Genomic DNA, 24,655 nt, shown 5'->3' with positions numbered 1-24,655 from the left:
CGGAAGGAAGCTCCCGTGACCCCCCATCGCAACATCGGGTTCGTCGCCGCGGCGGCGACCCTGCTGGCGGCGGCCCCGCTGTCGGCGATCTTCGAACGCTGGACGTGGCTGATCCAGGCCACCATCGTGGTCGCCGTGGTGGCCGGCTCGGCCGCGTTGAGCCGGCTGGCCCGGGCGCCGCTGTGGGGCCAGGTGCTGGCGATGCTCGCCGGCCTGACCCTGGGCCTGACGTGGATCTTCCCGAGCGGCGCCGAGCTGCTCGCGTTCATCCCGGCCCCGGGCACGTTCGCCCACTTCGGCGAGCTGACGCAGGCGTCGCTGGAGGACATGCGCTCGTACGGCGTGAAGGTGCCCGACGTCGACTCGCTGCTGTTCCTCGCGGTGCTCGGCATCGGCGCGGTCGCCGTGGTGGTGGACGTCCTCTCGGTCGGGCTGCGCCGGCCGGCGCTGGCCGGCCTGCCGATGCTCGCCATCTACTCGGTGCCGGTGGCGGTCTACCTGGACAGCGTCCCCGCCACCCCGTTCGTGGTGGGCGCCGCCGGCTACCTGTGGCTGCTGGTCACCGACAACGTCGACCGGGTACGCCGGTTCGGCCGCCGGTTCACCGGTGAGGGACGCGACGTCGACGTCTGGGAGGCGTCGCCGCTGGCCGCGGCGGGCCGCCGGCTGGCAGTGGTCGGCGTGGCGGTGGCGGTGGCGCTGCCGCTGGCCGTGCCCGGGATGACCGGCGGGCTGATGAACAACGTCGGCGCCGGGCCCGGTGAGGGCAACGGCCGGCCCGGCCAGGGTGGCAGCCCGGGCCGGATAGACCTGTTCGCAGCGCTCAGCGGCCAGCTCAACCAGAGCCAGGAAACCGAGCTGGTGAAGGTCAGCACCAACGAGCCGAGCCCGTTCTACCTGCGCCTCGGCGTGGTCGACGACCTGCGGCCGAGCGGCTTCCAGGCGCGCGTGCCCACCGGGCGGCCGGTCTCCCGCGGCCTGCCCGACCCGAGCGAGCGCACCCCGCGTGGCGTCGAGCGGCAGCGCTACAAGGCCACCGTCGAGGTGTCGAAGAACCTGAACATGCCGCTGCTGCCGGTCTACGCCGATCCGGTGAAGGCGGACGACCTCAACGGCAACTGGCTGTACGACTCGAGCCAGCAGATAGTCTTCTCCAACCGGGAGAACGCCCGCGGCAAGAGCTACTCGTTCGAGTACGTGCGCTCGACGTTCAGCCCGGCGGCGCTGCGCGCCGCCCCGTCCCTGCCCGCGGACAGCCCGGTGAAGCGCCAGCAGACCGAGCGGCCGTCGGTCCCGGAGGTCGAGGAGCTCGTCGACGAGCTGGTGAGGGGCAAGTCGAACGACTACGACAAGGTCCGCGCGATCTACGAGTACTTCTCCGTGGAGAACGGCTTCACCTACTCGCTGTCCACCCGCGACGGCAGCAGCGGGCAGGACATCACCGACTTCCTCGCCACCAAGGTCGGCTACTGCCAGCAGTACGCGGCGGCGATGGCCTGGCTGGTCCGGGCCGCCGGCATTCCGGCCCGGGTGGCTGTCGGCTTCACCAACGGCAGCAAGTCCGACGGCGGCACGTACGTGCTGACCAACCGCAACCTGCACGCGTGGACCGAGGTCAACTTCGGCAACGGGATCGGCTGGGTGCCGTTCGACGCCACCCCGGCGGCGAGCGTGCAGGGCTCGGTCCGCTCCGCCTGGGCGCCGGACACCGACGCCCCCGAGGAGGTCACCCCGTCGCCCGGCAGCACCGTCGCTCCCGGCGCCGCCGACCCGTCGGCCGGCCCGAACGAGGCGGACCGGCTCGACAAGGACACCGACCAGGGCCTGTCCCTGGGCGGAGGTGACCCGGCCGAGCAGAACCGGGTGTGGCCGTGGTGGCTGGCCGCGGCGCTGGCGCTGCTGGCGCTGTTCGCCGTACCGGGGCTGCGCCGCTCCACCCTGCGCCGCCGCCGGCGCGTCCGGGTCCGGGCGCCCTCGGCCACCGCGCTCGCGGTGCCGGGCCAGCGGGGCGAGACACGGGAGGTCGTCGTCGGCGTGGACGCCGAGTCCGCCCGCGCCGACGCGCACGCCGCCTGGGACGAGCTGCTCGACACGCTCGTCGACTTCCACGTCCGGGTGGACCGCACGGAGACCCCCCGCGCGACCGCCGAGCGGCTGGCCCGGGAGGCGCTCACCGAGAACGGCGACGCCGCAACCGGGGTACGGCTGCTGGGCCGGGCCGAGGAGCGGGCCCGGTACGCGCGGGACCCGCTCGCCGGCGCGGAGTTGCAACCGGCGCTGCGGACGGTCCGGGGCGCGCTCGCGGCCGGGGCCGACCGCCGCACCCGGCTGCTGGCCGCGCTGCTGCCCCCGTCGGTGATCCAGCGTTGGCGGACCGCCCTGGCCGAGCAGTCGGCCCGGATCGTCACCACGAGCGGGCAGGCCCGGACGCAGATGCTGCGCTGGAGCCCACGCCGCCTGTTGGCGGGCCGCACGGCCCGCTGACCGTCCCGCCCCGTCCCCCCGCCCCCGGCCCGTTGATCAAGGAGTTTGTGTCTCCGCGAGGCCTCCGACCGGACACAAACTCCTTGATCACCGACTGCTCAGCGAGGTGACGGGGTGGGGAGCGGGGGCGCTTGAGATCTTGGTAGGAAACGGCCCCTATAGCGGCTGTTCAGTCCCATGACATCTGTCAGCGTTGAAGTCCCGATACATGTGTCACGTGGTAGGGATCTTGGGTCGGGTGGTATGTGCTGCCGGGCATGGCTTCTCGGCGGCATGTGATGAACCTGCTGGACGCGCTGCTGGCGGCGGGGGTTCGGGTGAACGCGGCCGAGTTCGCGCGTGAGCACGGGGTGTCGGTGCGCACGGTGTACCGGCACCGCGCACGTATCCGGGCCGAGGGTCAGTGGCAGGAACGATCCCGGCGGCCGCGTACCAGTCCGCGGGTCACGCCGCCGGAGGTGGACGCGTGGATCTGCAAACTGCGCGCTGAACTGGGCCCGGACAACGGGGCTGACTTCATCCGAGACGCGTTGGACGATGTGCGCCGGCGCACCGACGCGTCCTGGTCGGTGCCGTCACGCTCGACGGTCAACCGGGTGCTGGCCCGACATGACCTGCTCGTGGCTACTCCGGCTAAACGACCGCGTAGCTCGTGGCGGCGTTTCAGCTATGCCCGGCCCCGCGACTGCTATCAGATCGACGCCACCGAAGTGAAACTCGCCGACGGCCGCACTGTCGTCGTCTTCGACGTCCTGGACGACTGCACCCGCACCCTGGTCGCCTGCCACGCCGCCGCCGCGGAGACCGCCCGAGCCGCGATCACCGCGATCAGACAGGCGTTCACCGCCTACGGCGTGCCGGCCATCGTGCTCAGCGACAACGGCATCGCGTTCACCAGCCGCCGCACCCGACCCGGATCAATCTCCACCTTCGTGCAGACCCTGATCGACCACGGCACCCGCCCGATCAACTCCAGCCCCTACCACCCACAAACCTGCGGCAAGGTCGAACGCCACCACCAAACCCTCAAAAAATGGCTGAGCACCCAACCCCCACCACAGACCCTCACCGCCCTGCAAACACTCCTGGACACCTACCGCCGCTACTACAACACCCAACGCCGCCACAGCGCCCTACCCCACCGCACCACACCCACCCACGCCTGGACCCACGCACCCACCCTCGGCGGACCCACCAGCCCACCCCTGCAAACCGACGCCACCCTGCACCACTGCCCCGTCGCCAGCAACGGCGCCATCGCCGTCGCCGGACACCGCACCAGCGTCGGCACCACCCACGCCGGCACCACCGTCACCGCCATCCGCGACAACAACCACGTCACCATCTACCACCCCGACGGCCAACCCATCGGCTACCTCCACCTCAACCCCGACAAGAACTACATCCCCCTCACCCCCACCCCCACGATCCACAACCCCTGACACATCTATCGGGACTTCCCGTTGACACATGTCCCGGGACATGACAACTCCTATAGGGGCGCGTTCCTTCCAAGATCTCTTGTGGTCCTGAGAGGTGGAACAGTGCTCCCGGTGAGTAGGACATGGGTGGCGGAGCTGACCCGGGTGGGGCGGAATGGGGGCGGTGGCCGAGAGTGGGTCGGTGCGTTATCTGCGCAGCGACGGCCGTGTCGCCATCCGCCGCCCCCGCCCCGCCGACGAGGCGGAGTTCGTCGCCGCCGCCCGGCGCAGCCGTGATCTGCACCATCCGTGGCTGTCCGCGCCGGACGACACGCAGCTGTACGCGGCGTACCTACGCAAGATCCGGCGGCGGGACAGTTCCGGGTTCCTGTTCTGCGACCGGGAGAGCGGTGAGATCGCCGGGTACGCGAACATCAGCGGCATCGTGCGGGGCGCGCTGCGCGGCGGCTACCTCGGATACGCGGCGTTCCGCCCGTACGCCGGGACCGGGCACGCCTCGGCCGGGGTGCGCCTGGTGATCGGGTACGCGTTCGGGCCGCTGGGGCTGCACCGGCTGGAGGCGAACATCCAGCCCGGCAACGAGCCGTCGAAGCGGCTGGCGCGTCGGCTCGGCTTCCGGCTGGAGGGCTTCTCCCCGGACTACCTGTTCATCGACGGCGCGTGGCGCGACCACGAACGCTGGGCGATCACCGCCTGACGCCCGAGCCGCGCCGCCGCCGAACTGAGCAGCCCCAGCTGCCCGGCTTCGGGAAGGCGACCGGGCTGTGGTGCCTGGCCCGGTCCACCGCCCGCACACCGAGGAACACGTTGTCCTTGGACAGGTCGACGGTCACCTCGGTGACGTCGCCGACCGGCAGCACCCCGCGGCGGAGGCGGTACATCCTCGCGTCGATCGCGAGGAATGTCCATATAGCCGCTGATGGATGGATCTTGGGTACGTTTGTCGCAGGTCTGCCCGGGAACGGCAGCAGGCATGACGAAACCACGTGTGGTGATCGTGGGGGCCGGGTTCGCCGGGTACCACGCGGCCAAGACGTTGCGCCGACTGGCCCGCGACCGGGCCGAGATCGTCCTGCTGAACACGACCGACTACTTCCTCTACCTGCCGCTGCTGCCCGAGGTGGCGGCCGGCGTGGTGGAGCCGACCCGGATCGCGGTGCCGCTCGCCGGCACGCTCGACGGCGTCCGCGTGGTGGTCGGCGAGGCGGACCGGGTCGACCTGCAGAACCGGTGGGTCGGCTACCGCTCGATCGAGGGCGACCACGGTCAGCTCGCGTACGACCGGCTCGTGCTCAGCGTCGGCAGCGTCAACAAGCTGCTGCCGATCCCCGGCGTGACCGAGTACGCCCACGGCTTCCGCGGCCTGCCCGAGGCGCTGTACCTGCACGATCACGTGGTCCGGCAGATCGAGCTGGCCGAGCTGACCGAGGACCCGGCCGAGCAGCGGGCCCGCGCCACGTTCGTGGTGGTCGGCGCCGGCTACACCGGCACCGAGGTGGCCGCGCACGGGCAGCTGTTCACCGACCGGCTGATGGCCCAGCGCCCGCACCTGAAGGTCCGGCCGCGCTGGATGCTGCTCGACCTCGCGCCACGGGTGCTGCCCGAACTGGACCGCCGGATGTCGGTCACCGCCGACCGGGTGCTGCGCAAGCGCGGCGTGGACGTGCGGATGAACACCTCGGTCGCCGAGGCCACCCCGGACGGGGTGATGCTCACCGACGGCGAGTACGTCCCGACGTGCAGCCTCGTCTGGTGCGTCGGCGTACGCCCCGACCCGTTCGTGGCCGAGCTGGGGCTGCGCACCGAGAAGGGCCGGCTGGTGGTCGACGAGTTCCTCAACGTCCCCGGCTTCCCGGAGGTGTTCGCCTGCGGCGACGCCGCCGCCGTGCCCGATCCGACCCGCCCCGGGCAGGTGTGCGCGATGACCGCGCAGCACGCCCAGCGGCAGGGCAAGCTGGCCGCGCACAACATCGCCGCCTCCTACGGGCAGGGCGTGCGCAAGTCGTACAAGCACCACGACCTGGGCTGGGTGGTGGACCTGGGCGGCAAGGACGCGGCGGCGAACCCGCTGAAGGTCCCGCTGGCCGGGCTGCCGGCCAAGGCCGTCACCCGCGGCTACCACCTGCTCGCCATGCCCGGTAACCGGCCCCGGGTCGCCGCCGACTGGGCGCTCGACGCGACTCTGCCCCGCCCCGCCGTGCAACTGGGCCTGGTCCCGGCCAACGCGGTGCCGCTGGAGAGCGAGTCACCGGAGCTGGCCCGCCGCCGCTGAACGCCGCGCACCCGCCGGCCGGCCCTCACCCGCCGGCCGGCGGCCGCTGCGCCGGCTCGCCGTCGGCCGGCTCCGGCAGGGCCTGCCGCCCGGCCGGCACGAACTCGCGCAGCAGCACCTGCGCGATGCCGGCCGCCGGGATCGCCAGCAGCGCGCCGACCAGGCCGCCCAGCACCACCGCCAGCAGCAGGCTGACCAGCACCGTCAACGGGTTGAGCCGCACCGCGCGGGCCATGATGACCGGCTGCAGCAGATGGTTCTCCACCTGCTGGTAGACCACGAAGAAGACGAGCACCACGATGCCGGCGGTGGGGGAGTGCACGAATCCCGCCCCGGCCGCGGCGATCGCCCCGAGCGTGGCGCCGACCAGCGGGATCAGGTCCACCACGGCGACCGTCAGCGCGATCACCGCGGCGAACGGCACGCCGAGCAGGAACAGCACGACGAACGTCAGGCCGCCGCAGATCACGCTGATCAGCACGTTGCCGCTGAGGTAGCCTGTGACGATCCGGGACGAGTCACGGCCGATGCGCCGCAGCCGCCGCGCCGGGCCGTCGCCGACCAGCCGCAGCGTCGCGGCGACGATCTTCGGCGCTTCCAGCACCATCAGGTACGCCAGCACCACCACCGTGACCAGCGCGGTCACCGCCTGGGCCACGCTGCGGACCACCCCGACCGTCGGATCGCCGAGCCGCGAGCCGAACCGGCGCAGCTGGCCCGGCTCGGCGTACCGGAGCAGGTGGAAGCGGTCCAGCAGCCGCCCGACCGGTCCCCGCCCGGCCTGGGCCTCGCGCACCAGCTCCGGCAGCCGGTCGGCGAAGCGGGCCACCTCGTCCACCAGCGGCACCAGGATCAGCGCGCCGACCGCGGCGAACAGCGCGAACGCGGCCAGGAACACCAGCAGCGTGGCCAGCGCGCGGCGGCGTACGCGCCGCTGCAGGCGGTCCACGAGCGGTTTCAGCGCGACCGCGAAGAACACCGCCACCAGACCCCACACCAGCACCCGCCGGGTCGCCCAGACCAGCGCCAGCCCGACCACCGTGGCGAGGACCAGCCCGATCACGACAAGCGTCCGGCGCGCGGTGGACCGGTCGTCGGCGGTGCTCATCCGGCGCGGCTACCCGCCGCGCGGGCCGGAAAACCGGCTCAGCCCAGGTCGGCGTCGGTGACCGGGAGGGCGCCGGCGGCGAACGCGTCGAGCGTCGCGTCGTGCAGCACGGTTCCGGGCACCGGATCGGCGGCGGCCCGGGCGGCGAGCCGGCGCGCCGGCAGCCGTCCCGGCGTGGGCGATGCGGCCAGCACCACGTTGCCGTACCGCCGTCCGCGCAGCATCCGCCGGTCGGCCACCAGGCAGACGTCGGCGAACACCGCCCGCAGCGTGGCCACCTGCCCCCGGGTGTGCGCCAGCGGCGGCAGGTCGGTGAGGTTGATCAGATAGATGCCGTCCGGGCGCAGCACGCGGGCCACCTGCGCCGCGAACTCGACCGCCGCCACCTGCGGGGGCATCCGGGCCGCCCGGTACACGTCGGCCACCACCACGTCGTACGCCATGGACGGCGCCTCGGTGACCGCCTCCCGGGCGTCACCGATCGCGACCACCACCTCCGGCGGCAGCGGCGGCAGCTTCCGCCGGACCAGGTCGACCACGCCCGGGTCCCGCTCGATCACCCGCTGCGCGGAACCGGGCCGGGTGCGCGCGAGCCAGCGCGGCAGTGTGAGCGCGCCCCCGCCCAGGTGCAGCGCCGTCAGCGCCGCCCCCCGCGGGGCGGCCAGGTCGATCGCGGCGGCGATCCGCCGCACGTACTCGAAGTGCAGGTACCGGGCGTCGGCCACGTCCACGTACGACTGCTCGACCCCGTCGGCCAGCAGCGTGCGCCCGGACGGGCGGGCCGGGTCCACCACGATCTCCAGGGTCTCGGTGTCGTCGTGATCCACGGCGGCACACGGTACCGCCCGGCCACGGGTGGCCCCGGCCCGCGGGGGACCGGGACCGTTCCGCCGCCGGGTCAGCCGGCCGCCATCCCGGCGCCGGCCTCGTCGACTGCCGCGTCCACCCGGTGCGCGAGGTCGACGTCCGCCGCGGTCACGCCGTCGACCTGCTGTGTGCGGACCGTCAGCACGGCGTTGTCCGGGTCCGGCCGCCCGATCTGCGGCGCGCGCCCGGCCTCGGCCTTGAGCTGGTCCAGCCGGTCGAGCACCCGGTCCAGGTTGCCGCCGGGCAACTCGATCGTGCGCACCAGCGACCGCCGGTCGCTGGACCAGTAGGGCAGCGCCGCGAGCGCGTCACGCAGCTCCGGCTCGGTCAGCGGCGCGGTGGCCGAGGACGCGCCCACCAGGCCGCCGCCGAAGTCGGTCGGCCCGAGCAGGTCACGCAACTCGTCGGGTACGCGCAGCGACTCGACCAGCTCCGCGTCGGCCTCATTGAGCGCGGCGAGCGTCGCCTCGGCCTGGTAGCGCGCCTGCTCCGGGGTGAGGCGGCTGTAGCGGCCGACCTCGGCCAGGAATCCGGGCAGGTCGCGGCGGGGTTCCATACCGTAGACCGGCACCACGTCGTGCAGGGTCAGCGGCACCGCCTCCAGCAGTCGCTCCCGTTCCACCTCGTCCAGCGCCTGGGCCAGGGCCAGCACGGTGCCCTCCGCGGCGACCTTGGCCGTGGTGAAGTCCACCCCGGCGCGCCGGCTCACGTCGTCGACGAGATCCCGGTAGCTCATCGAGACCCCGGGTGACGGCGTCGGGTCCGGCAGCGGGCGCTGCTGCTCCGCGACGGCGACCGGCGGCCGCGCGGGACCGCCGCGCGTGGTGTCCGGCTTGTGCCGTCCGGCCGGCGGCGGGCCGGACCGGTCGTGCCGGTCCAGCGAGGTGACCTGCTTGGACGCGCTCAGGCTGGCGCCGGTCTGGCTCGGCCGCAGCCCTCGCTCGCGGGCCTCGCGGGCGAGAGCCCGGCGGCGCTGGTTGTCGCCCTCCATCTGCTTGCGCATCGTCGCACCTCGTTCCTGGTCGGTTGCGCTTGCGCCGACCGCGTTCCCGGCGCTGCCGGGAAGCTAACGGGAGGCCCGCCCGGCGGAGGCTTCACTCGCTGCGGGTGAGGAGCGGTCACCCCGGCGGGCGGCAGGATCGGATGGACCGGACAACTTCCGACGCACGCGGAAGGGCAGGTCGACATGAAACGGATCGTGGAGATCGTCCCCGCCCGTCCCGGGTGGTACGCCCGCTGGCGGATCGGCCCGGACGTCACCCGCTGCTACCCGGTGACCCTCTGGGCGCTGCTGGAGCACCACGACGGCACCGGGCGTGAGGTGATCGGCGTCGACTGCGTCGGGCAGTGGCCGGGCGCGGACGACGACGGTGCTACCGGAGACTTCGTCCGTTACCTGTTCCAGACGCCCGATTCCGGCGCGCCGGAGGACGCCGAGGCCCCGATCGTGGGAGAGCCGCACACCACCGGCCCGCGCCGGCAGGCCGCGCCCGCCGCCTGAGCCATCCTCCCGGCCCCCGGCCCCTGGTCCCAGGGCCGGGGGCCACCCCTTCCCGCCAACGGCGTGCCGCGCGTCATCCCACCTCGCGGGCGCCGCCGGTCACGTCGCGGCGCGGGGCGGCCAGCAGCTCGGCCAGGCCGGTGCGGTCCAGCAGATGCCGTACCTGCGGATTGGTGTTGCGCAGCCGGACCGCGCCGGTGCCGGAGCGGTGGATCACCACGAGCGCGCTCAGCCCGGACGAGTCGCAGAGGACCACGCCGCCGAAGTCGAGCTCCACCTCCTGGCAGCCGTCGCGGCGAAGCCGCGCAACGGCCTCGACCAGTTCCGGGGCGGTGTCGTAGTCCAGCTCACCGGCCAGCCGCACCCGGACGGCGCCGGCGTCGAGCCGGTCCACCTCGATGGTCAGCATCTGGGAGGGCACGCTCCCATGTTCCCAGCCGGACCCCGGCGGGAAACCCCCGGGGTCACGCGGAGGCGGCCGAACCCGTGGCGGGCGGCCCGGTCCGGTCGTCGACCGGCGCACGGTCGAGCAGGCCGGTGACGCCGGTCAGGTCGAGAATGGTCTCCAGGAACCGCGGGACCGCGCGCAGCTCGATCCGGGTGCCGACCTGCTGCCCCTCCCGCCAGGCGTGCACGATCACGGACAGGCCGGTGCTGTCCAGGAACAGCAGGTCGGCGAAGTCGAGCACGAGCGTCGCGGGACGCCCGGCGAGCAGCCGGTCGACCTCCGCGCGCAGCGGCGCCGCGGTGGCGTAGGCCAGGTCGCCGCCGACGCCGATCACCGGGACGGCAGGGTCGGAACGATCCACGGAGATGCTCAGCGGGGTCGCCTCGGACCTTCTGCGTTGAGGAACCACCATCACGCCTTTCCGCACGCTGCCGGTCGGGCAGGGATGCCTGGATCGTAACAACAGCGGCACCGCCCCGCTGGGCGCGCGCGGGCCGGCCCAGCAGCGTCGGCTGGGTGGCGGTACCGGCATACCGGCGTAGTGTGGGGCGAAGAGATGTGGCCACAGGCGCCGTGCGGCGCCCCGGGGGTGCCGACGAGGAGAGTGGGGCTCAGCTGGTGACTGCTGCCGACGTCAGGGGTGCCGACCCGGGCGACGGACGGATCTCCACGCCGAGTGCCGCACGGGTCCCGGCGTGGTCCGCCGCCGCTGCGGCGACGCCTGCCCTGCCGCCGCTGGCAGCCGACCGCGGCCCCGCCGTCCCGGACTGGTCCGAGGTCGTCGAGCACTTCCGGGAGGGCCTTGTCGTCTGCGACGCCGACGGTGTCGTGCGGCACGTGAGCCCCGTCGCGGAGCGCCTGGTCCCCGAGGTGACCGCCGGCGAGCTGCTCGCCGCGGCGGGCGTGGACGCGCTGCGCGGCGACGGCCCGGCGGAGTTCACCCACCATGGGCGACGGCTGCGCGTACGGCCGGTCGCGCTGTCCGGTCACCGGCGCTGCTGGTACGTCGAGGACGTCACCGAGAGCGTCAGCCGGGCCGACGCGCTGCTGGCCGAGCGGGCCCGCTCGGCGTTCCTCGCCGTGGTCGGCGAGAAGCTCGGCAATCCGCTGCACCCCGACCGGGCGGCCGCGGCCGTGGTCCGCCTCGCCGTGCCGACGACGGCCGACGTGGCGGTCCTGGTGCTCGCCCCCCGCTCCGGCCGGTCCCGGTGGTGGCGGGCGGTACGCGCGGACGACCAGGCGCCCGTGGTGGACAGCGGCGTGCTGCCCGCCCCGGCGCTGCCCGTGGCCATCGAGGCCGGCCTGTCCGGCGCCGAGCCGCACGAGCTGGACTGGCTGGTCGAGCAGGCCGCGGAGGCGGGTTGGCTGCCCGGTCTGGACACCTCCGGCGCCGTCGCCCGGGTGGTGCCGCTGCCCGGCCGGGATGCGCCGGCCGGCGCGCTGCTGGTGGCCCGCCGCGCCGACCGCTGGTACGACGAGGCCGATGTGGACCTGATCCGCGCGTTCGCGGCACGGGCCGGCGCGGCGCTGACCACCGCTCTGCTCTACCTGGACCAGGCCGAGGTCGCCGACACGCTGCAGGCCAGCCTGCTGCCGGTCGAGCCGGCTCCCGCGACCGGCGTGCAGTGGGGCACCGCGTACCGGCCCGCGCAGGCCGGCCTGCGCATCGGCGGCGACTTCTACGGTTCGCACCAGCTCACCGACGGCGGGTCGGTCTTCTTTCTCGGTGACGTGTCGGGCAAGGGCGTGGAGGCGGCCGTCTTCACCGGCCAGCTGCGCCAGTGCCTGCAGGCGCTGCACCGGGTCGAGAGCCAGCCCGGGCGGCTGCTGAAGCTGCTCAACGACGCGCTGCTGGAGACCACCCAGGCACACGGGCAGGGCCGGTTCGCCACCATGGTCCTCGGCGTGGCGCGTCCGCACCGCGACGGCGGCCAGACCCTGACCCTGGCCGGTGGCGGGCACCTGCCCCCGCTGGTGCTGCGGGAGTCCGGTGACGTCGAGGTGGTGCCGTTGCGCGGCATGCTGATCGGCGTTGTGCCCGATCCCCGCATCGGCGAGGTCACCGTGCGCCTGGCGCCGGGGGAGACCTGCCTCTTCTACAGCGACGGCGTGACCGAGGCGCGGGGCGGCCGGCGCGGCGACGAGCAGTTCGGCGCCGAGCGGCTGCTCAACGCCGTGGCCGGCTGCAACCGGATGCCGGCGCCCGCGCTGGCCGAACGGGTCGAGCAGGTGACCTGTGACTGGCTCGCGCACGGCGACCACGACGACATAGCGGTGCTGGCGCTGCGGGCGACCGGCCCGGCCGGGCGGGCGCCCCGGCACCTGCACGCGGTGCCGGAACCGGCCGCGGCGGAGCTGACGAGGGAGTGGTCCGCGTGACAGTGCCGACTGTCGGGGTCGATGCGGGTCACGCCTTCGCCCGCTACCTGGAGTGCCTGGCCGACGCGGACGAGTCCGCCGCCGTGGCGGTGGCCCTGGGGCTCCTGGAGGCGGGCGTGCCCGCCGAGCGGGTGCTGCTCGACCTGGTCGCGCCGGCGCAGGCCGAGGTGGGCGAACGGTGGGCGCGCAACGAGTGGAGCGTCGCCGAGGAGCACGCCGCCACGCACATCAGCGAGCGGGTGGTGGCGGCGGTGGCCGCGTACGCCGATCCCCGGCCGACGCGGGGACGGATCGTGATGGCCTGCATGGACGGCGAGTGGCACGCGCTGCCGGCCCGGCTGGTGGCCGAGGTGCTGCGGTTGCGCGGCTGGCAGGTCGTCTTCCTCGGCGCCAGCGTGCCCGCCGCCCACCTGGTCTCCTACCTGCACCGTTACGACGCGGAGGCGGTGGCGCTGGCCTGCGCGCTGCCGATGCGGCTGCCGCACGCCCACCGGATGGTGGAGGCGTGCCGCCGCTCTGACGTGCCGGTGGTGGTGGGTGGCCGGGGCTTCGGCGAGGACGGCCGCTGGGCGCGTGTGCTGGGTGTGCCGTGGGCGCCGGACGCGCCGGCCGCGGCCGACCTGGTGGCCGACGAGCGGGCGCTGCGTGCGGCGCCGCCGGCCCGGCTGGACCACCTGGCCGACGACGAGTACGCCAGCCTGGTCAAGCGGCGCGGCGAGTTGATCGACAGCGCCCTGGCCGACCTGCGGGAGCGGGTGCCGTCGGTGTCCGGCTACACCCCGGCGCAGCTCGACTCCACGATCAGCGACCTCGGTTACATCGTGGACTTCCTGGCCGCCGCGCTCTATGTGGACGACGGGACGCTGTTCACCGCGTTCGTCGAGTGGCTGGTGGAGATCCTGGTCAGCCGCGGGGTGCCGGCGGGGGCGGTCGGCCTGACGCTGGAGCACTATGGACAGCAGTTGCGCGACTTCCCGCGCGCGGCCGGTTTCCTCGACCGGTCCCGGGCTCTGGTCGGCGGCCTGTCTGCGGCGGGCCGCTGACGGCACCCGGATGGGCCGTCCCATATACTTGCACTACTGCAAGCGTTCGCCTGCGGTGGGGAGCGAGGGGGGCCAGAGTGACGTTCACCGTCACGTACGCCCAGCGGGACGGGGGCGGCGTCTGCCTCCGGCTCGCCGGTGAGCTCGACCTGGGCACGGCCCCCGAGCTGAACTCGGCGATCGACCGGCTGATCGCCGAGGGGCAGCGCGAGCTGCTGCTCGACCTCGCCGAGCTGACCTTCTGCGACTCCACCGGCATCGCCGCCTTCGTGCGCGGGGACAATCTCGTCGCCGCCGACGGCGGCTGGCTGCGCCTGACCGGGGCGACCGGCCGGGTGGCCCGGGTGCTGCAGGTGACCGGGCTGGACGATGTGCTCCGGTACGCCCGTGACACCGTCGACCCGGCCGCGCCGGCCGCCTCCTGATCCGGTACATTTCCCCGCCAGCAACCGGCCGTGCGGCCGGCCGCCCTCCTCGAGACAAGCAGGTAAGACGATGGGTCAGAGCAGCCCGAGCCCGGTTCGCATCCTGGTGGTGGACGACGATCCGGGTGACGTCCTGATGATCGAGGAGGCGCTCGCCGACTCCGACGTCGACAAGGTCATCGACGTGGTCGCCGACGGTCAGGAGGCGATGGAGTTCCTCCGGCGCGAGGGCCGGCACGCCGAGGCGCAGCGTCCGGACGTGATCCTGCTCGACCTGAACATGCCCCGGATGGACGGGCGGCAGGTGCTCGGCGAGGTCAAGGGCGACGAGAGCCTGCGGACCATCCCGATCGTGGTGCTGACCACCTCCAACGCCGACACCGACGTGGTCAGCAGCTACACGTTGCAGGCCAACGCGTACGTGACCAAGCCGATCGACCTGGACGACTTCAACGACGTGGTACGCCGCATCGACGAGTTCTTCGGCCGGGTGGTCGTGCTCCCGAAGCACCAGTAGGTGCGGGAAGTCCGGGCCTCCGCATCCTGAACATTTTGTGGGAACGGCCCCGCCCGTGAGCGACCGGCCCGCAGGATCGGCAGTGGGGACGAACACCGGCTGCCTGGGGGGCGACGCATGAGGTTCTCGGTGGTGGAGACCGGATACGACAGGCGTCAGGTGGATTCCTGCCTCGACGAGCTGAGCCTGCGGCTGGGGCGGCTGGCGGCGCGGGCGGAGGGCGCCGCCGGGGCCGGCCGGGAGTGGGATCAGATCCGGTCCGACGCCCTGCACCTGTGCGACTTCCTGCACCGGCGGCGCGCGCCGGTCGAGGGCCCGGAGGCGGCCCGCCCGTCGCCGGCCGAGCGGGAGGCCGCCGAGCTGCTGGCCACCGCCCGCGCCGAGCTGGAGGCCGCCCGCGAGGAGGCCCGCCGGTTGCGGGAGGAGGCGTACGCCGACGCTCTGCGGGCCCGCCGCGAGTTCGAGGCGGCCCTGCTGGCACGGCGTCGCCGCGAGTCCCGGGTGGACGAGATCCTGGCCGGCGCGCGCGGCGAGCGGGTGCCGGTGGACACCCCGACCGCCGCCGCGGGCGTGCGGCCCGGCGCCGGGCGCGGCGCCGCCTGACCGGCCCGGGTCAGGTCAGCGCCGCCACGATCGTCGCGGCCCGGTCCTCGTGCCGGGCGTACGCGACCGGGTACGCGGACACCTGCACCGCCTGGGCGGCGGCGGTGACGCTCATGTCCGCCCAGCCGGGCACCTCGCGCAGGGCGGTGTAGAAGGCGCGGGCCGCGTACGAGGGTCGCATGAGCTGGGCGACGGTGCCCCAGCCGCTGCTGGGGCGCTGCTGGAACAGCCCGACCGAGTCGTGGTCGGAGCCGCTGCCCTGGTGCGGGTGGTCGAAGGACTCCGGGAGCACGTCGCTGGCCAGGTTGTAGAGGTTGCTCTCCTGCATCGCGGTGGCGACCGCCACGACGAGGGCCCGGCGGGGCATGCCCATGCCCCGCCCCACGTCCACGATGATCTTCGCGTTGTTCATCTGCCGCTGGTCCAGCCCGGCGACCGGCCGCGGGTTCTTCGGGCGGGCGGGCTTGCGCGGCGGCTTCTTCGTCGACGCGGCCGGGCTCGGCGTGGCGGCCGGGGCGGGCAGGGCCGGCGCCGCGGCGACAGGTGGCGCGAGGCGGGTGAAGTCGCGGGAGGCCCGCTGCTCGGCGGCGGTCCGGTCGGCGACCGCCTCGCGTACGTCCAGCCGCGCGGGGCCGGTTTCGCCGACGGCGGCGACGCCGATCAGGCCGAGGCAGCAGGTGACGCCGGTGGCCACCGCGATCCGGCCCGGTACGGAGCGGGCCGGGCCGCGCCGGGGCTGCTCCGGGGCGCGGTGACGCCCCACTCTCCGTTCGGCTGATGCCGGGTCAATCGTTCGGCGAACCGGGCGGTTGGCGGGCAACGGCTGGTGGGAGGGGTGGTCGGGAGGCACCCGCCGAGGCTAGAGAGCTTCCGGCCCGTTGCCATCGGGGTGATTGGTGGCATGCGCCACAATCTGCCGGATTCGCGGCCGACAATTCACTCGGCCGATCACCAAACAAGCGAACCTCGCGTACCCGGAACATGCCTCATGTCGGTTTAAGGCCGGGAAAGCGGACGCGAGCACGAGCAACCCGGGCCACGCGCCGCCCTCCACCGTTCGGGGGAGGGCAGGCTGGTCGAGCGGCCCGCCCGGCGCGGCGGCCCGCCGACCGGAAGCATCGACCGCCCCGGATGGCGGCGACCGCTGTGGATCATGGCGAGGCCCCGGCACGGTGACCCGGGCGCTCGTTACGATTCCGACGGTGACCGAGCAGAAGGCCGACGAGCGTGGCCCCGGAGAGCCGTCCGGCCGCCGGAGGCGGCGCGGGCTCGTCGTCATCGCCTGCGCCGGGCTGCTCGCGGCGCTGCTCGCCGGCCATCGGGCGGTGCCGAACGTGCACGGGCTGGGCAGCCTGCTGGACAGCGCCGTTCCGCTGCTCGGCCTCGGCGTACCGGTGCTCGCGCTCGCGGCGCTGCTGCGCCGCTCCCGCCCGGCGCTGCTGGCAGTGCTGCTGCCGGCGCTGGTCTGGGCCGGCCTGTACGGGCGCGCGTGGCTGCCCCCGGCGGCCGGCGCGGCCGGCGCCTCGGTGCGGGTGGCCAGCCAGAACCTGCGTGTCGGCAACCCCGACCCGGCCGCCACGGTGGGCGCGCTCGCCGATGACGCGCCGGACCTGATCGGGCTACAGGAGGTCGCCGACGGCGACCGGGTGGCGCCGGTCCTCGCCGGCCGGTACCCGCACCGCGCGGTGGTGTCGACGGTCGCGCTGTGGAGCCGGTGGCCGATCCGGGAGGCGCACGGCATCGACACCGGGCTGGGCTGGGACCGCGCGCTGCGCGCCGTGGTGGCCGCCCCCCGGGGCGACCTGACCGTGTACGTCGTCCACCTCGGCTCCGCGCGCGCCGGGCACACCGCCACCCGGGACCAGACCGTCGCCGCGCTGGCCGACGCCGTACGCGCCGACCCGGCGGAGCGGCTGGTGGTGCTCGGCGACCTGAACACCGCCACCACCGACCGGGTCTTCGACCCGCTGACCCGGCTGCTGCGCGACGCTCAGGCCGAGGCCGGGCAGGGATTCGGCTTCACCTGGCCGGCGGAGCTACCGGTGACCCGACCGGACCACGTCCTCTACCGGGGACTCACCCCCACCACTGCCGGGGTGCTGCACACCCCGGACAGCGACCACCGCGCGGTGACCGCCGGCTTCCGCTGGTGAGCGCTCAGTGCCGGCCGTTCTCCGCCGGGGTCACCGTGAGCCGGTGCCGGCTCGGGTCGCCGCTGGAGAACGGCCAGAGCCGGTCGGCGTACGCGACCAGGTCGGCCAGCTGATCCCGGGTCAGTCCCGCCGAGGAGATCTCGGCGTGCACGTCGGCCCGGTAACGGCCGTCGTCGTCGCGGCCCAGTTTCGCCTCCGCGGTCACCTGCACGGTGTGCGCCTCGTCGGTGATCTCCCCGGCCGCCTCCACCGCCGCGTGGTGCAGGCAGGAGGCGAACGCCGCGGCCAGGAGCTGCTCCGGCGTCAGGCCGGTGCAGTGCGGCGCCAGCGGGGACGCCAGGGCGGAGGAGAGACCGCCGTCGTCGGTGCGTACGTGACCGCCAGCCGCGGTCGCCGTGGCCGTCTCGGCCAGCCAGGAACTCGGATCCGGCATCGCGTTCCTCCCGTCACTCACCGGACCGCGTTCCCGGACCCCGAGCAGCGAAACCGCGCCCGGGTCGGCAGTAGGAGCGCTCAGCCGACCCGGCCGCTCGGCGCGGCGTCGACGGCCATCGCCTCGGTGGCCTCGGCGGCCGCCCGGCTGGTCCACGGCGAGACCTGCTCCGCGCGCTGGCGGGGCAGCACCGCGCTCATCGGCACGTACACCCGGGCGTCCACCGCCTCGGCCAGCAGCAGCGCGGCCATCGGGCTGGTCGGCCGGGCCGCCGGGTCGGCGTCGAGGCAGCTGCGGCACAGGTCGGCCACCTCGGGCGGCAGCCCGGGAACGTCGGGCAGCGGCCGGGGCTCGGGCCGGCGTCCCCCCGGCCCGAGCAGCCGGGTGGTGCTGTCCGCCTCGTACGGCAGGTGACCGGTGAGGCAGTAGTAGAGCAGCACGCCGAGGGCGTACATGTCGGCGGCCGGGGTGGCGGGCTGCCGGTCGAGCTGCTCCGGCGCCAGATAGGCAGGGGTGCCCACCACCACGCCGTCCGGAGTGTGGTCCGGCGCGCCGGCCGGTGTGGCGATACCGAAGTCGAGCACCTTCACCCCGCACGGGGTGAGGATCACGTTCGCGGGCTTCACGTCCCGGTGCACGATGCCGTGCGCGTGCGCGGCCGCGAGCGCGGCGCACACCTCGGCGCAGACCCGCGCCGCGATCCGCCAGTCCAGCGGCCCCGCGCACCGGTGCGCGGCGAGCGTCTCGCCCTCGGCCAGCTCCATCACGATGTACGGCGCCGGCCGGCCGTCGGGCAGCGTGGCGGTGCCGAAGTCGTGCACGCTCGCGACGTTCGGGTGCACCAGGCGAGCCGCCGAGCGCGCCTCGGCCCGGATCCGCTCCACCGAGCCGGCCTCGCCGTCGAGCCGGGGCGAGATCAGCTTCACCGCGACGGTCCGGTCCAGCACACGGTCGTGCGCCCGCCAGACCTCCGACATGCCACCCAGGCCGGCTCGCTGTTCGAGCTCGTACCGCCCGCCCAGCGTCCGCATCGCCCACTCCTCGCCTCGTCCGGTGTGCCCTCCGGTCCCGCTACCCGGCCCCGGAGCTGTGCAAACCGGCGGGGGTTTCCATTCCGGCGGGGTAGCTTCGCGGCGGGGGGTCGACACAGGGAGGACAGCGGTGGCTTCGGTGCGCGTACGGTTCGTCGGCGGTCCGGCCGACGAGCTGACCCGGGATCTGCCCGCGGGGCCGGACGGCGGGCCACCGCCCCGGTGGGTGCTGCGGCATCCCGAGGAGCCGGCCGAGGGGGTGGCCGACCACCTCTACGAACGCGACGAGCACGCCGCGGCGGGCGGCTGGACCATGCGGTACGTGCACACGTTCCCGTTCGGCGCGACCGAGTGAGGCTCAGCCCGCGCGGACGCCGGTGGTGCCGAGGATGACCGAGGCGACCAGCTCCGGATCGTCGTGCATCGGCACGTGGCCGCAGCCGGGCAGGTCCAGGTGCCGCGCGGCGGGCAGCCGGGTACGCGCCAGCGCCGCCTGCCGGTAGGGCAGGATCCGGTCCCGGGTGCCCCACGCCACGGTGACCGGCACCGTCGGCGCGCCCGCGTAGGCGTACCCCCGGCCGGCGCGCGCGACGGCGCGGAACGCCCGCGCCTGGCGCAGCGCGCGGGCGTCGGCGACCGCGTCGTCGAGGGTCATCCGGTTGGGCCGGGCCAGGATCATGCCCATCGCCAGCATCCGCAGCGCGGGCGCGGCGAACAGGCGGCGCAGCACCGGCTCGGGCAGCCGGGCCGCGTTGCGGTGCAGGGCGAGCACGGTCAGCGCCCAGCGCAGCTCGCGGGCGGTGCAGAACCCGGCCGGGGACAGCGCGGTGGCCGAGGAGACCGCGCCGAGCGCGGCGAGTTCCAGCGCGATCGCCCCGCCGAGGCTGTTGCCCGCGACGTGCGGGCGCTCCAGCCCGAACGCGGCGAACAGCTCGACCATGGCCGCGGTCAGGCCGGGCATGTCGGCGGGCAGCCCGGTGGCGGGCACCGGGGAGCGGCCGAAGCCCGGCAGGTCGACGGCTATCACGTCGTGCGCCTGCGCGAGCCGGTCCAGCACCGGCCGCCAGGCGCCGCCGTGGTGACCGATGCCGTGCAGCAGCACCAGCGTGGGCCCGGCGCCGCGCCGCTCGTAGACGACCTCCACCGGCGCGGTCACGGCCGCCCCTGCGGCGTGCTGGGGCCGAAGCCCCGCCCCAACGCGCGGGCCTGTTCCTCGATCAGCGGCACGGTGGCCCGGGCGGTGCGGCCCACCAGCCGGTCGGCCAGCGGACTGACCAGCACCGACCGTACGGCCTGCACGCCGGCCACGGCGCGTGGCACGTACACCCGGCGGCTGCGCCGCTCGATCGCCCGGACGAACGCCTCGGCGCACTCGGCCACCGTCGTGGTACGCCGCAGCGGCCACGGCAGCTTCGCCAGCGCCGTTTCGAAGGCCGGCAGGTCGGCGCGCGCCTCGCGGACCAGGTCGGTGTCCACCCAGGACGGATGGGCGGTGCCGACCGCCACGCCCCGGTGCGCCAGCTCCAGGCGGATCGCGTTGCCGAACTGCTCGACGCCGGCCTTGGAGGCGCAGTAGGCGGCCATGCCGGGCAGCGCGGCGAACGCCGCGGCCGAGGACACGATCAGCAGATAGCCGCCCCGGTCGACGAGCGCCGGCACGGTCGCGGCGGCGGTGCGCATCACCCCGATCAGGTTGACCTCGACCGTACGCACCAGCGCCTCGACGTCGCCGACGGCGATCGTGCCGCGGTTGGCCACCCCGGCGTTCGCGACCACCGCGTCGATCACGCCCAGCGCCGCCACGGTACCGTCGACCGCCTCGGCCAGCGCCTGCTGGTCGGTGACGTCGGCGGCGAACCAGGCGTGCCCGGGACCCAGCTCGGCGGCGAGCGCGGCGAGCCGGTCGGGTTCCAGCCCGACCAGTGACAACCGCGCGCCGCGTGCGGCGGCGAGGCGGGCGGTGTGCTCGCCGATGCCCCGGGCCGCGCCGGTCACCAGCACCACCTTGCCGGCCAGCCGGCCGGAAAAACGACCGTCGATGGACATGCCGTGAAGTTACCACCGGGTAGCCCGGGTGTGGAAGACCCGGCCGGACCTGCCCGGATTCCCGTCGGCCGGCGCGCACAGCTGGTACACAGGATCGGGACAGCCCGGCGACAGCGGGTCCGCCCACGATAGGGGCATGGTCATGAACGGGCAGGCCGCGCAGGGCCGCATCGAGCTGCACCGACCGGACGGCGAGCCGGTGCGGGTGCTCGTGGTCGACGACGAGCCGACGCTCACCGACCTGCTCGCCATGGCCCTGCGGTACGAGGGCTGGCAGGTCGCGACCGCCGGCAACGGGATGGCGGCGATCAGCACCGCCCGCCAGTTCCGCCCGGACGCCGTGGTGCTCGACGTGATGCTGCCCGACCTGGACGGCTTCCAGGTGCTGCGCCGCCTGCGCGAGGAGTCGCCGAGCGTGCCGGTGCTGTTCCTGACCGCCCGCGACGCCGTGGAGGAGCGCGTCGCCGGGCTCACCGTCGGCGGCGACGACTACGTCACCAAACCGTTCAGCCTGGAGGAGGTCATCGCCCGGCTGCGTGCGCTGCTGCGCCGCTCCGGCTTCGCGGTCGCCGCCCGCCAGGAGGCGGTGCTCACCGTCGGCGACCTCACCCTCGACGAGGACAGCCACGAGGTACGCCGAGGCGACGACCTGATCACGCTCACCGCCACCGAGTTCGAGCTGCTGCGCTACCTGATGCGCAACCCGCGCCGCGTGCTCAGCAAGGCGCAGATCCTCGACCGGGTCTGGAACTACGACTTCGGCGGCCAGGCCAACGTGGTCGAGCTGTACATCTCGTACCTGCGCAAGAAGATCGACGCGGGCCGCGCGCCCATGATCCACACGCTGCGCGGGGCGGGTTATGTCCTCAAGCCCGCCGAGTGACGCCCGCGGCCGGCTGCGCCGCCGCCTGGCCGGCTGGTCGCTGCGCCGCCGGCTCGTGCTCGCCGTGGTGGCGCTGCTCGCGCTGGTCAGCCTCGGCATCGGCGGCCTGACCACAGTCGCGCTGCGGCACTTCCTGATCAACCAGATCGACAACCAGCTCACCTTCGGCGACCGGCGGCCCGCCGACTTCGAACGCTGGGCCCGCCGCGGCATCGACCCGCCGCGCCCGGACCAGCGGCCCACCCCGCCGGACTCCGACGAGGTCGCGCCGGACCCCCCGGGCGGCTTCCCGCCAGGCTCCATCGCGGTCCGGGTGCCCGGCGCCGCCGAACCCGTCGGCCGGGTCCGGTCCGAGAGCGGCGGCAGCGAGGAGGTGCCCGCCGCCGACCTGACCGCGCTGGCCCGCGTACCCGTCGGCGACCGCCCGCGCACCGTCGTCGTCGGGGACCGGGGGGACTACCGCGCGGTCGCGCTGCCCTCGCCGCGCGGCGACGGCGACGTGCTGGTCCTCGCGATCCCGCTGGCCCAGGTGGACGACACGGTCATGTGGATGGTCGTCGCGCAGGCCGGGGTGATCGGCGCCGGCCTGGTCATCGCCGGCGCCCTCGGTCTGCTCATCGTGCGGGTCACGCTGCGCCCGCTCAACCGGGTCGCCGCCACCGCCGCCCGGGTCACCGAACTGCCGCTCGATCGCGGTGAGGTCGCCCTGTCGGTGCGGGTCCCGGCCGCCGACACCGACCCCCGCACCGAGGTCGGGCAGGTCGGCGGCGCGCTCAACCGGATGCTCGGCCACGTCGCCGCCGCGCTCTCCGCCCGGCAGGCCAGCGAGACCCGGGTACGCCAGTTCGTCGCCGACGCCAGCCACGAGCTGCGCACCCCCCTCGCGGCCATCCGCGGGTACGCCGAGGTGGCCCGCCGTGGCCGCCAGGAGGTCCCGCCCGACGTGGCGCACGCGCTACGCCGCGTCGAGTCGGAGAGCACCCGGATGACGAGCCTCGTCGACGACCTGCTGCTGCTGGCCCGGCTGGACTCCGGCCGCCCGCTCGCCGCCGAACCGGTCGACCTGACCGCCACGGCGGTGAACGCGGTGAGCGACGCCCACGTCGCCGGCCCCGACCACCGCTGGCAGCTCGACCTGCCCGACGAGCCGCTCACCGTCACCGGCGACGCCCACCGGCTGCACCAGGTGCTGGCGAACCTGCTCGCCAACGCGCGGGTGCACACGCCGGCCGGCACCACCGTCACGGTCCGGCTGGCGCCCGACGCCGGCGGCGTCGAGCTGCGCGTCACCGACGACGGACCGGGCATCCCGGAACAGTTGCAGCCGGAGGTCTTCGAGCGGTTCGCCCGCGGCGACAGCTCCCGCTCCCGCGCGCAGGGCAGCACCGGCCTCGGCCTGGCCATCGTCGCCGCCGTGGTGGAGGCCCACCACGGCCGGGTCGACGTGGTCAGCCGGCCCGGCCACACCGCGTTCACGGTCTGGCTGCCCGGATCCACAGCAGACGCATAGGTCACTCACGGCAGCGGGCCAGCGGACGCTCCGAGGCTTGCCGGCATGGACAGAACCGAGAGCCTGCCGACCCCGCCCACGGCCGGTCCACCCGGCGCCGAGCCGGCCCCCGCGCCCGTACCGGAGGAGACCCGCGCCGACCGCTGGGCCCGCCCGGCGCTGCTCGGCCTGCTGGTCGCCACCGCGCTGCTCTACCTGTGGGGTCTGGGCGCCTCCGGCTGGGCCAACGCCTTCTACTCGGCCGCCGTGCAGGCCGGGTCGCAGAACTGGACCGCGTTCTTCTTCGGCTCGTCCGACGCGGCCAACTCGATCACGGTGGACAAGACCCCGGCCTCGCTCTGGCTGATGGCGCTCTCGGTGCGGATCTTCGGCTTGAGCAGCTGGTCGATCCTGGTGCCGCAGGCGCTGCTCGGCGTCGCCTCGGTCGGCGTGCTGTACGCGACGGTCCGCCGCTGGTACGGCCCGGCCGCCGGACTGCTCGCCGGGACGGTGCTCGCGCTCACCCCGGTGGCGACGCTGATGTTCCGGTTCAACAACCCGGACGCGCTGCTGGTGTTCCTGCTGGTCGCCGCCGCGTACGCGACGGTGCGCGCGGTCGAGACGGCGAGCACCCGGTGGATCGTGCTGACCGGCGTGCTCGTCGGGTTCGGCTTCCTCACCAAGATGCTCCAGGCGTTCCTGGTGATCCCGGTCTTCGCCGGGGTCTACCTGCTGGCCGCGCCGACCGGCCTCGGACGGCGGATCCGCCAGCTCCTGCTCGCCGGGCTCGCCGTGGTGGTCTCCGCCGGCTGGTGGGTGGCGATCGTCGAACTGGTGCCGGCGAGCGCCCGCCCGTACGTCGGCGGCTCGCAGAACAACAGCATCCTGGAGCTGACGCTCGGCTACAACGGCCTGGGCCGGATCACCGGCGACGAGGTGGGCAGCGTCGGCGGTGGCGGCGGACGGCCCGGCGGCGGTGGACCGTTCTCCGGTCAGACCGGGCTGCTGCGGATGTTCGACACCGAGGTCGGCGGGCAGATCTCCTGGCTGCTGCCGGCCGCGCTGATCCTGCTGGTCGCCGGGCTGTGGCTGGCCGGGCGGGCACCGCGTACCGACCGGACGCGGGCCGGTCTGCTGCTCTGGGGCGGCTGGCTGCTGGTCACCGGACTGATCTTCAGCTTCATGTCCGGGATCTTCCACGCCTACTACACGGTCGCCCTGGCCCCGGCGGTCGGCGCGCTGGTCGGCATCGGCGTCACAGCGCTGTGGCGGGCCCGTGCCGGCGTTGCTTCGGCTGCACCTGGCTCGGCCGCACCGGCCCGGTGGCGTGGGTTCGCCGCCACGCTGGTCCTGGCCGCCACGCTGGCGGTCACCGCCTGGTGGTCCTGGCACCTGCTCGGCCGCACCCCCGACTGGTACCCCTGGCTGCGCCCCACGGTGCTCGCAGTGGGCCTGACCGCAGCCGTCCTCCTGGCCGCACCGGCGACGGACACCACCGGCACCAGCCACCGCTCGACCGGCCCGGCAAACC

At 74.6% G+C, this 24,655-nt stretch carries 26 protein-coding genes; 15 read left to right on the top strand and 11 right to left on the bottom strand.

Annotated elements, in window-relative coordinates; all coding sequences use genetic code 11:
- Positions 1-15: 15 nt before the first annotated feature.
- The 3 genes from BAW75_RS04670 to BAW75_RS04660 all read left to right on the top strand — a co-directional run bounded on the left by BAW75_RS04670 (position 16) and on the right by BAW75_RS04660 (position 4,623).
- Complete coding sequence (locus BAW75_RS04670) at positions 16-2,484, top strand: transglutaminase TgpA family protein (protein ID WP_104112763.1); 2,469 nt, start codon at positions 16-18, stop codon at positions 2,482-2,484.
- Between the two features lie 245 nt (positions 2,485-2,729).
- Entirely contained in the window at positions 2,730-3,926 is a 1,197-nt protein-coding gene (locus BAW75_RS04665; protein ID WP_208635185.1) for a DDE-type integrase/transposase/recombinase, read from the top strand.
- 181 nt (positions 3,927-4,107) lie between these two features.
- A complete protein-coding gene (locus tag BAW75_RS04660; protein ID WP_244206014.1) occupies positions 4,108-4,623 on the top strand; it encodes a GNAT family N-acetyltransferase in 516 nt (171 codons plus the stop codon).
- Here BAW75_RS04660 and BAW75_RS04655 read toward each other — a convergent pair.
- The gene (locus BAW75_RS04655; RefSeq protein WP_244206013.1) at positions 4,613-4,807 is read right to left on the bottom strand and encodes a hypothetical protein; all 195 of its coding nucleotides are present in this window, start codon (positions 4,805-4,807) and stop codon (positions 4,613-4,615) included. The genes BAW75_RS04660 and BAW75_RS04655 overlap by 11 nt on opposite strands.
- Positions 4,808-4,899: 92 nt before the next feature.
- Between BAW75_RS04655 and BAW75_RS04650 the strand changes: the two genes are divergently transcribed.
- On the top strand, positions 4,900-6,198 hold the full coding sequence (locus tag BAW75_RS04650; protein WP_043324575.1) for an NAD(P)/FAD-dependent oxidoreductase: 1,299 nt from the start codon (positions 4,900-4,902) through the stop codon (positions 6,196-6,198).
- A gap of 25 nt (positions 6,199-6,223) precedes the next feature.
- Here the strand turns inward: BAW75_RS04650 and BAW75_RS04645 are convergent, their stop codons facing one another.
- From BAW75_RS04645 to BAW75_RS04635, 3 genes are all read right to left on the bottom strand, one after another.
- Positions 6,224-7,306 (bottom strand): AI-2E family transporter, encoded by a 1,083-nt coding sequence (locus tag BAW75_RS04645; protein ID WP_104112761.1) that lies wholly within the window; start codon positions 7,304-7,306, stop codon positions 6,224-6,226.
- 38 nt (positions 7,307-7,344) lie between these two features.
- Positions 7,345-8,133: a spermidine synthase gene (locus BAW75_RS04640; protein ID WP_208635184.1), complete on the bottom strand. Its 789-nt coding sequence runs from the start codon at positions 8,131-8,133 to the stop codon at positions 7,345-7,347.
- 71 nt (positions 8,134-8,204) lie between these two features.
- Entirely contained in the window at positions 8,205-9,176 is a 972-nt protein-coding gene (locus BAW75_RS04635) for a DUF2267 domain-containing protein (protein WP_104112759.1), read from the bottom strand.
- 183 nt (positions 9,177-9,359) lie between these two features.
- On the opposite strand from BAW75_RS04635, the gene BAW75_RS04630 reads away from it, so the two are divergent.
- On the top strand, positions 9,360-9,674 hold the full coding sequence (locus tag BAW75_RS04630; protein ID WP_030504313.1) for a hypothetical protein: 315 nt from the start codon (positions 9,360-9,362) through the stop codon (positions 9,672-9,674).
- Positions 9,675-9,747: 73 nt separating this feature from the next.
- On the opposite strand, the gene BAW75_RS04625 is transcribed toward BAW75_RS04630, so the two are convergent.
- Both BAW75_RS04625 and BAW75_RS04620 read right to left on the bottom strand, forming a co-directional pair.
- On the bottom strand, positions 9,748-10,095 hold the full coding sequence (locus BAW75_RS04625; RefSeq protein ID WP_244206012.1) for an STAS domain-containing protein: 348 nt from the start codon (positions 10,093-10,095) through the stop codon (positions 9,748-9,750).
- Between the two features lie 43 nt (positions 10,096-10,138).
- Entirely contained in the window at positions 10,139-10,483 is a 345-nt protein-coding gene (locus BAW75_RS04620) for an STAS domain-containing protein (protein WP_043324565.1), read from the bottom strand.
- Between the two features lie 257 nt (positions 10,484-10,740).
- Between BAW75_RS04620 and BAW75_RS04615 the strand changes: the two genes are divergently transcribed.
- From BAW75_RS04615 to BAW75_RS04595, 5 genes are all read left to right on the top strand, one after another.
- Entirely contained in the window at positions 10,741-12,501 is a 1,761-nt protein-coding gene (locus BAW75_RS04615; protein ID WP_104112757.1) for a PP2C family protein-serine/threonine phosphatase, read from the top strand.
- On the top strand, positions 12,498-13,544 hold the full coding sequence (locus BAW75_RS04610) for a cobalamin B12-binding domain-containing protein (protein WP_104112811.1): 1,047 nt from the start codon (positions 12,498-12,500) through the stop codon (positions 13,542-13,544). The genes BAW75_RS04615 and BAW75_RS04610 overlap by 4 nt, the downstream gene beginning before the upstream one ends.
- Before the next feature lie 77 nt (positions 13,545-13,621).
- The gene (locus tag BAW75_RS04605) at positions 13,622-13,969 is read left to right on the top strand and encodes an STAS domain-containing protein (protein ID WP_104112756.1); all 348 of its coding nucleotides are present in this window, start codon (positions 13,622-13,624) and stop codon (positions 13,967-13,969) included.
- A gap of 70 nt (positions 13,970-14,039) precedes the next feature.
- On the top strand, positions 14,040-14,486 hold the full coding sequence (locus tag BAW75_RS04600) for a response regulator (RefSeq protein WP_030504307.1): 447 nt from the start codon (positions 14,040-14,042) through the stop codon (positions 14,484-14,486).
- A 117-nt stretch (positions 14,487-14,603) separates the two neighbouring features.
- Positions 14,604-15,089: an ATPase gene (locus BAW75_RS04595; protein ID WP_104112755.1), complete on the top strand. Its 486-nt coding sequence runs from the start codon at positions 14,604-14,606 to the stop codon at positions 15,087-15,089.
- A 10-nt stretch (positions 15,090-15,099) separates the two neighbouring features.
- Here BAW75_RS04595 and BAW75_RS04590 read toward each other — a convergent pair whose 3' ends face one another.
- A complete protein-coding gene (locus BAW75_RS04590; RefSeq protein WP_208635183.1) occupies positions 15,100-15,939 on the bottom strand; it encodes a hypothetical protein in 840 nt (279 codons plus the stop codon).
- A 352-nt stretch (positions 15,940-16,291) separates the two neighbouring features.
- On the opposite strand from BAW75_RS04590, the gene BAW75_RS04585 reads away from it, so the two are divergent.
- The gene (locus BAW75_RS04585) at positions 16,292-17,242 is read left to right on the top strand and encodes an endonuclease/exonuclease/phosphatase family protein (protein ID WP_104112810.1); all 951 of its coding nucleotides are present in this window, start codon (positions 16,292-16,294) and stop codon (positions 17,240-17,242) included.
- Positions 17,243-17,246: 4 nt separating this feature from the next.
- Here BAW75_RS04585 and BAW75_RS04580 read toward each other — a convergent pair whose 3' ends face one another.
- A complete protein-coding gene (locus tag BAW75_RS04580) occupies positions 17,247-17,675 on the bottom strand; it encodes an OsmC family protein (protein ID WP_013285994.1) in 429 nt (142 codons plus the stop codon).
- An 80-nt stretch (positions 17,676-17,755) separates the two neighbouring features.
- Positions 17,756-18,706, bottom strand: coding sequence for a serine/threonine-protein kinase (locus BAW75_RS04575; RefSeq protein WP_104112753.1), 951 nt, complete (start codon positions 18,704-18,706; stop codon positions 17,756-17,758).
- 130 nt (positions 18,707-18,836) lie between these two features.
- On the opposite strand from BAW75_RS04575, the gene BAW75_RS04570 reads away from it, so the two are divergent.
- The gene (locus BAW75_RS04570; RefSeq protein ID WP_043324550.1) at positions 18,837-19,061 is read left to right on the top strand and encodes a hypothetical protein; all 225 of its coding nucleotides are present in this window, start codon (positions 18,837-18,839) and stop codon (positions 19,059-19,061) included.
- A gap of 3 nt (positions 19,062-19,064) precedes the next feature.
- On the opposite strand, the gene BAW75_RS04565 is transcribed toward BAW75_RS04570, so the two are convergent.
- Both BAW75_RS04565 and BAW75_RS04560 read right to left on the bottom strand, forming a co-directional pair.
- Complete coding sequence (locus tag BAW75_RS04565) at positions 19,065-19,862, bottom strand: alpha/beta fold hydrolase (RefSeq protein ID WP_064446161.1); 798 nt, start codon at positions 19,860-19,862, stop codon at positions 19,065-19,067.
- Positions 19,859-20,752, bottom strand: a complete 894-nt coding sequence (locus BAW75_RS04560) for an SDR family oxidoreductase (protein ID WP_104112752.1) — start codon at positions 20,750-20,752, stop codon at positions 19,859-19,861. Before BAW75_RS04560 ends, BAW75_RS04565 begins: the two co-directional genes overlap by 4 nt.
- Positions 20,753-20,894: 142 nt before the next feature.
- Between BAW75_RS04560 and BAW75_RS04555 the strand changes: the two genes are divergently transcribed.
- From BAW75_RS04555 to BAW75_RS04545, 3 genes are all read left to right on the top strand, one after another.
- Positions 20,895-21,635: a response regulator transcription factor gene (locus BAW75_RS04555; protein ID WP_104112809.1), complete on the top strand. Its 741-nt coding sequence runs from the start codon at positions 20,895-20,897 to the stop codon at positions 21,633-21,635.
- Positions 21,613-23,145 (top strand): sensor histidine kinase, encoded by a 1,533-nt coding sequence (locus BAW75_RS04550; RefSeq protein ID WP_104112751.1) that lies wholly within the window; start codon positions 21,613-21,615, stop codon positions 23,143-23,145. Before BAW75_RS04555 ends, BAW75_RS04550 begins: the two co-directional genes overlap by 23 nt.
- Positions 23,146-23,190: 45 nt before the next feature.
- On the top strand, positions 23,191-24,655 hold a 1,465-nt coding region (locus BAW75_RS04545), incomplete at its 3' end, for an ArnT family glycosyltransferase (RefSeq protein ID WP_146074799.1).

The sequence above is a fragment of the Micromonospora chalcea genome (assembly GCF_002926165.1).
GTDB lineage: Bacteria > Actinomycetota > Actinomycetes > Mycobacteriales > Micromonosporaceae > Micromonospora > Micromonospora chalcea.
Note: the sequence above shows the minus strand (reverse complement) of the source record. Positions and strands in the feature narration are given on the sequence as shown.

What these genes read in the sequence shown, in the direction of transcription:
- BAW75_RS04655 (WP_244206013.1), bottom strand. Translation starts at nt 4,807, where the DNA reads ATGTACCGCCTCCGCCGCGGGGTGCTGCCGGTCGGCGACGTCACCGAG.
- BAW75_RS04600 (WP_030504307.1), top strand. Translation starts at nt 14,040, where the DNA reads ATGGGTCAGAGCAGCCCGAGCCCGGTTCGCATCCTGGTGGTGGACGAC.
- BAW75_RS04550 (WP_104112751.1), top strand. Translation starts at nt 21,613, where the DNA reads ATGTCCTCAAGCCCGCCGAGTGACGCCCGCGGCCGGCTGCGCCGCCGC.
- BAW75_RS04635 (WP_104112759.1), bottom strand. Translation starts at nt 9,176, where the DNA reads ATGCGCAAGCAGATGGAGGGCGACAACCAGCGCCGCCGGGCTCTCGCC.
- BAW75_RS04645 (WP_104112761.1), bottom strand. Translation starts at nt 7,306, where the DNA reads ATGAGCACCGCCGACGACCGGTCCACCGCGCGCCGGACGCTTGTCGTG.
- BAW75_RS04595 (WP_104112755.1), top strand. Translation starts at nt 14,604, where the DNA reads ATGAGGTTCTCGGTGGTGGAGACCGGATACGACAGGCGTCAGGTGGAT.
- BAW75_RS04555 (WP_104112809.1), top strand. Translation starts at nt 20,895, where the DNA reads ATGAACGGGCAGGCCGCGCAGGGCCGCATCGAGCTGCACCGACCGGAC.
- BAW75_RS04560 (WP_104112752.1), bottom strand. Translation starts at nt 20,752, where the DNA reads ATGTCCATCGACGGTCGTTTTTCCGGCCGGCTGGCCGGCAAGGTGGTG.
- BAW75_RS04650 (WP_043324575.1), top strand. Translation starts at nt 4,900, where the DNA reads ATGACGAAACCACGTGTGGTGATCGTGGGGGCCGGGTTCGCCGGGTAC.
- BAW75_RS04630 (WP_030504313.1), top strand. Translation starts at nt 9,360, where the DNA reads ATGAAACGGATCGTGGAGATCGTCCCCGCCCGTCCCGGGTGGTACGCC.
- BAW75_RS04580 (WP_013285994.1), bottom strand. Translation starts at nt 17,675, where the DNA reads ATGCCGGATCCGAGTTCCTGGCTGGCCGAGACGGCCACGGCGACCGCG.
- BAW75_RS04575 (WP_104112753.1), bottom strand. Translation starts at nt 18,706, where the DNA reads ATGCGGACGCTGGGCGGGCGGTACGAGCTCGAACAGCGAGCCGGCCTG.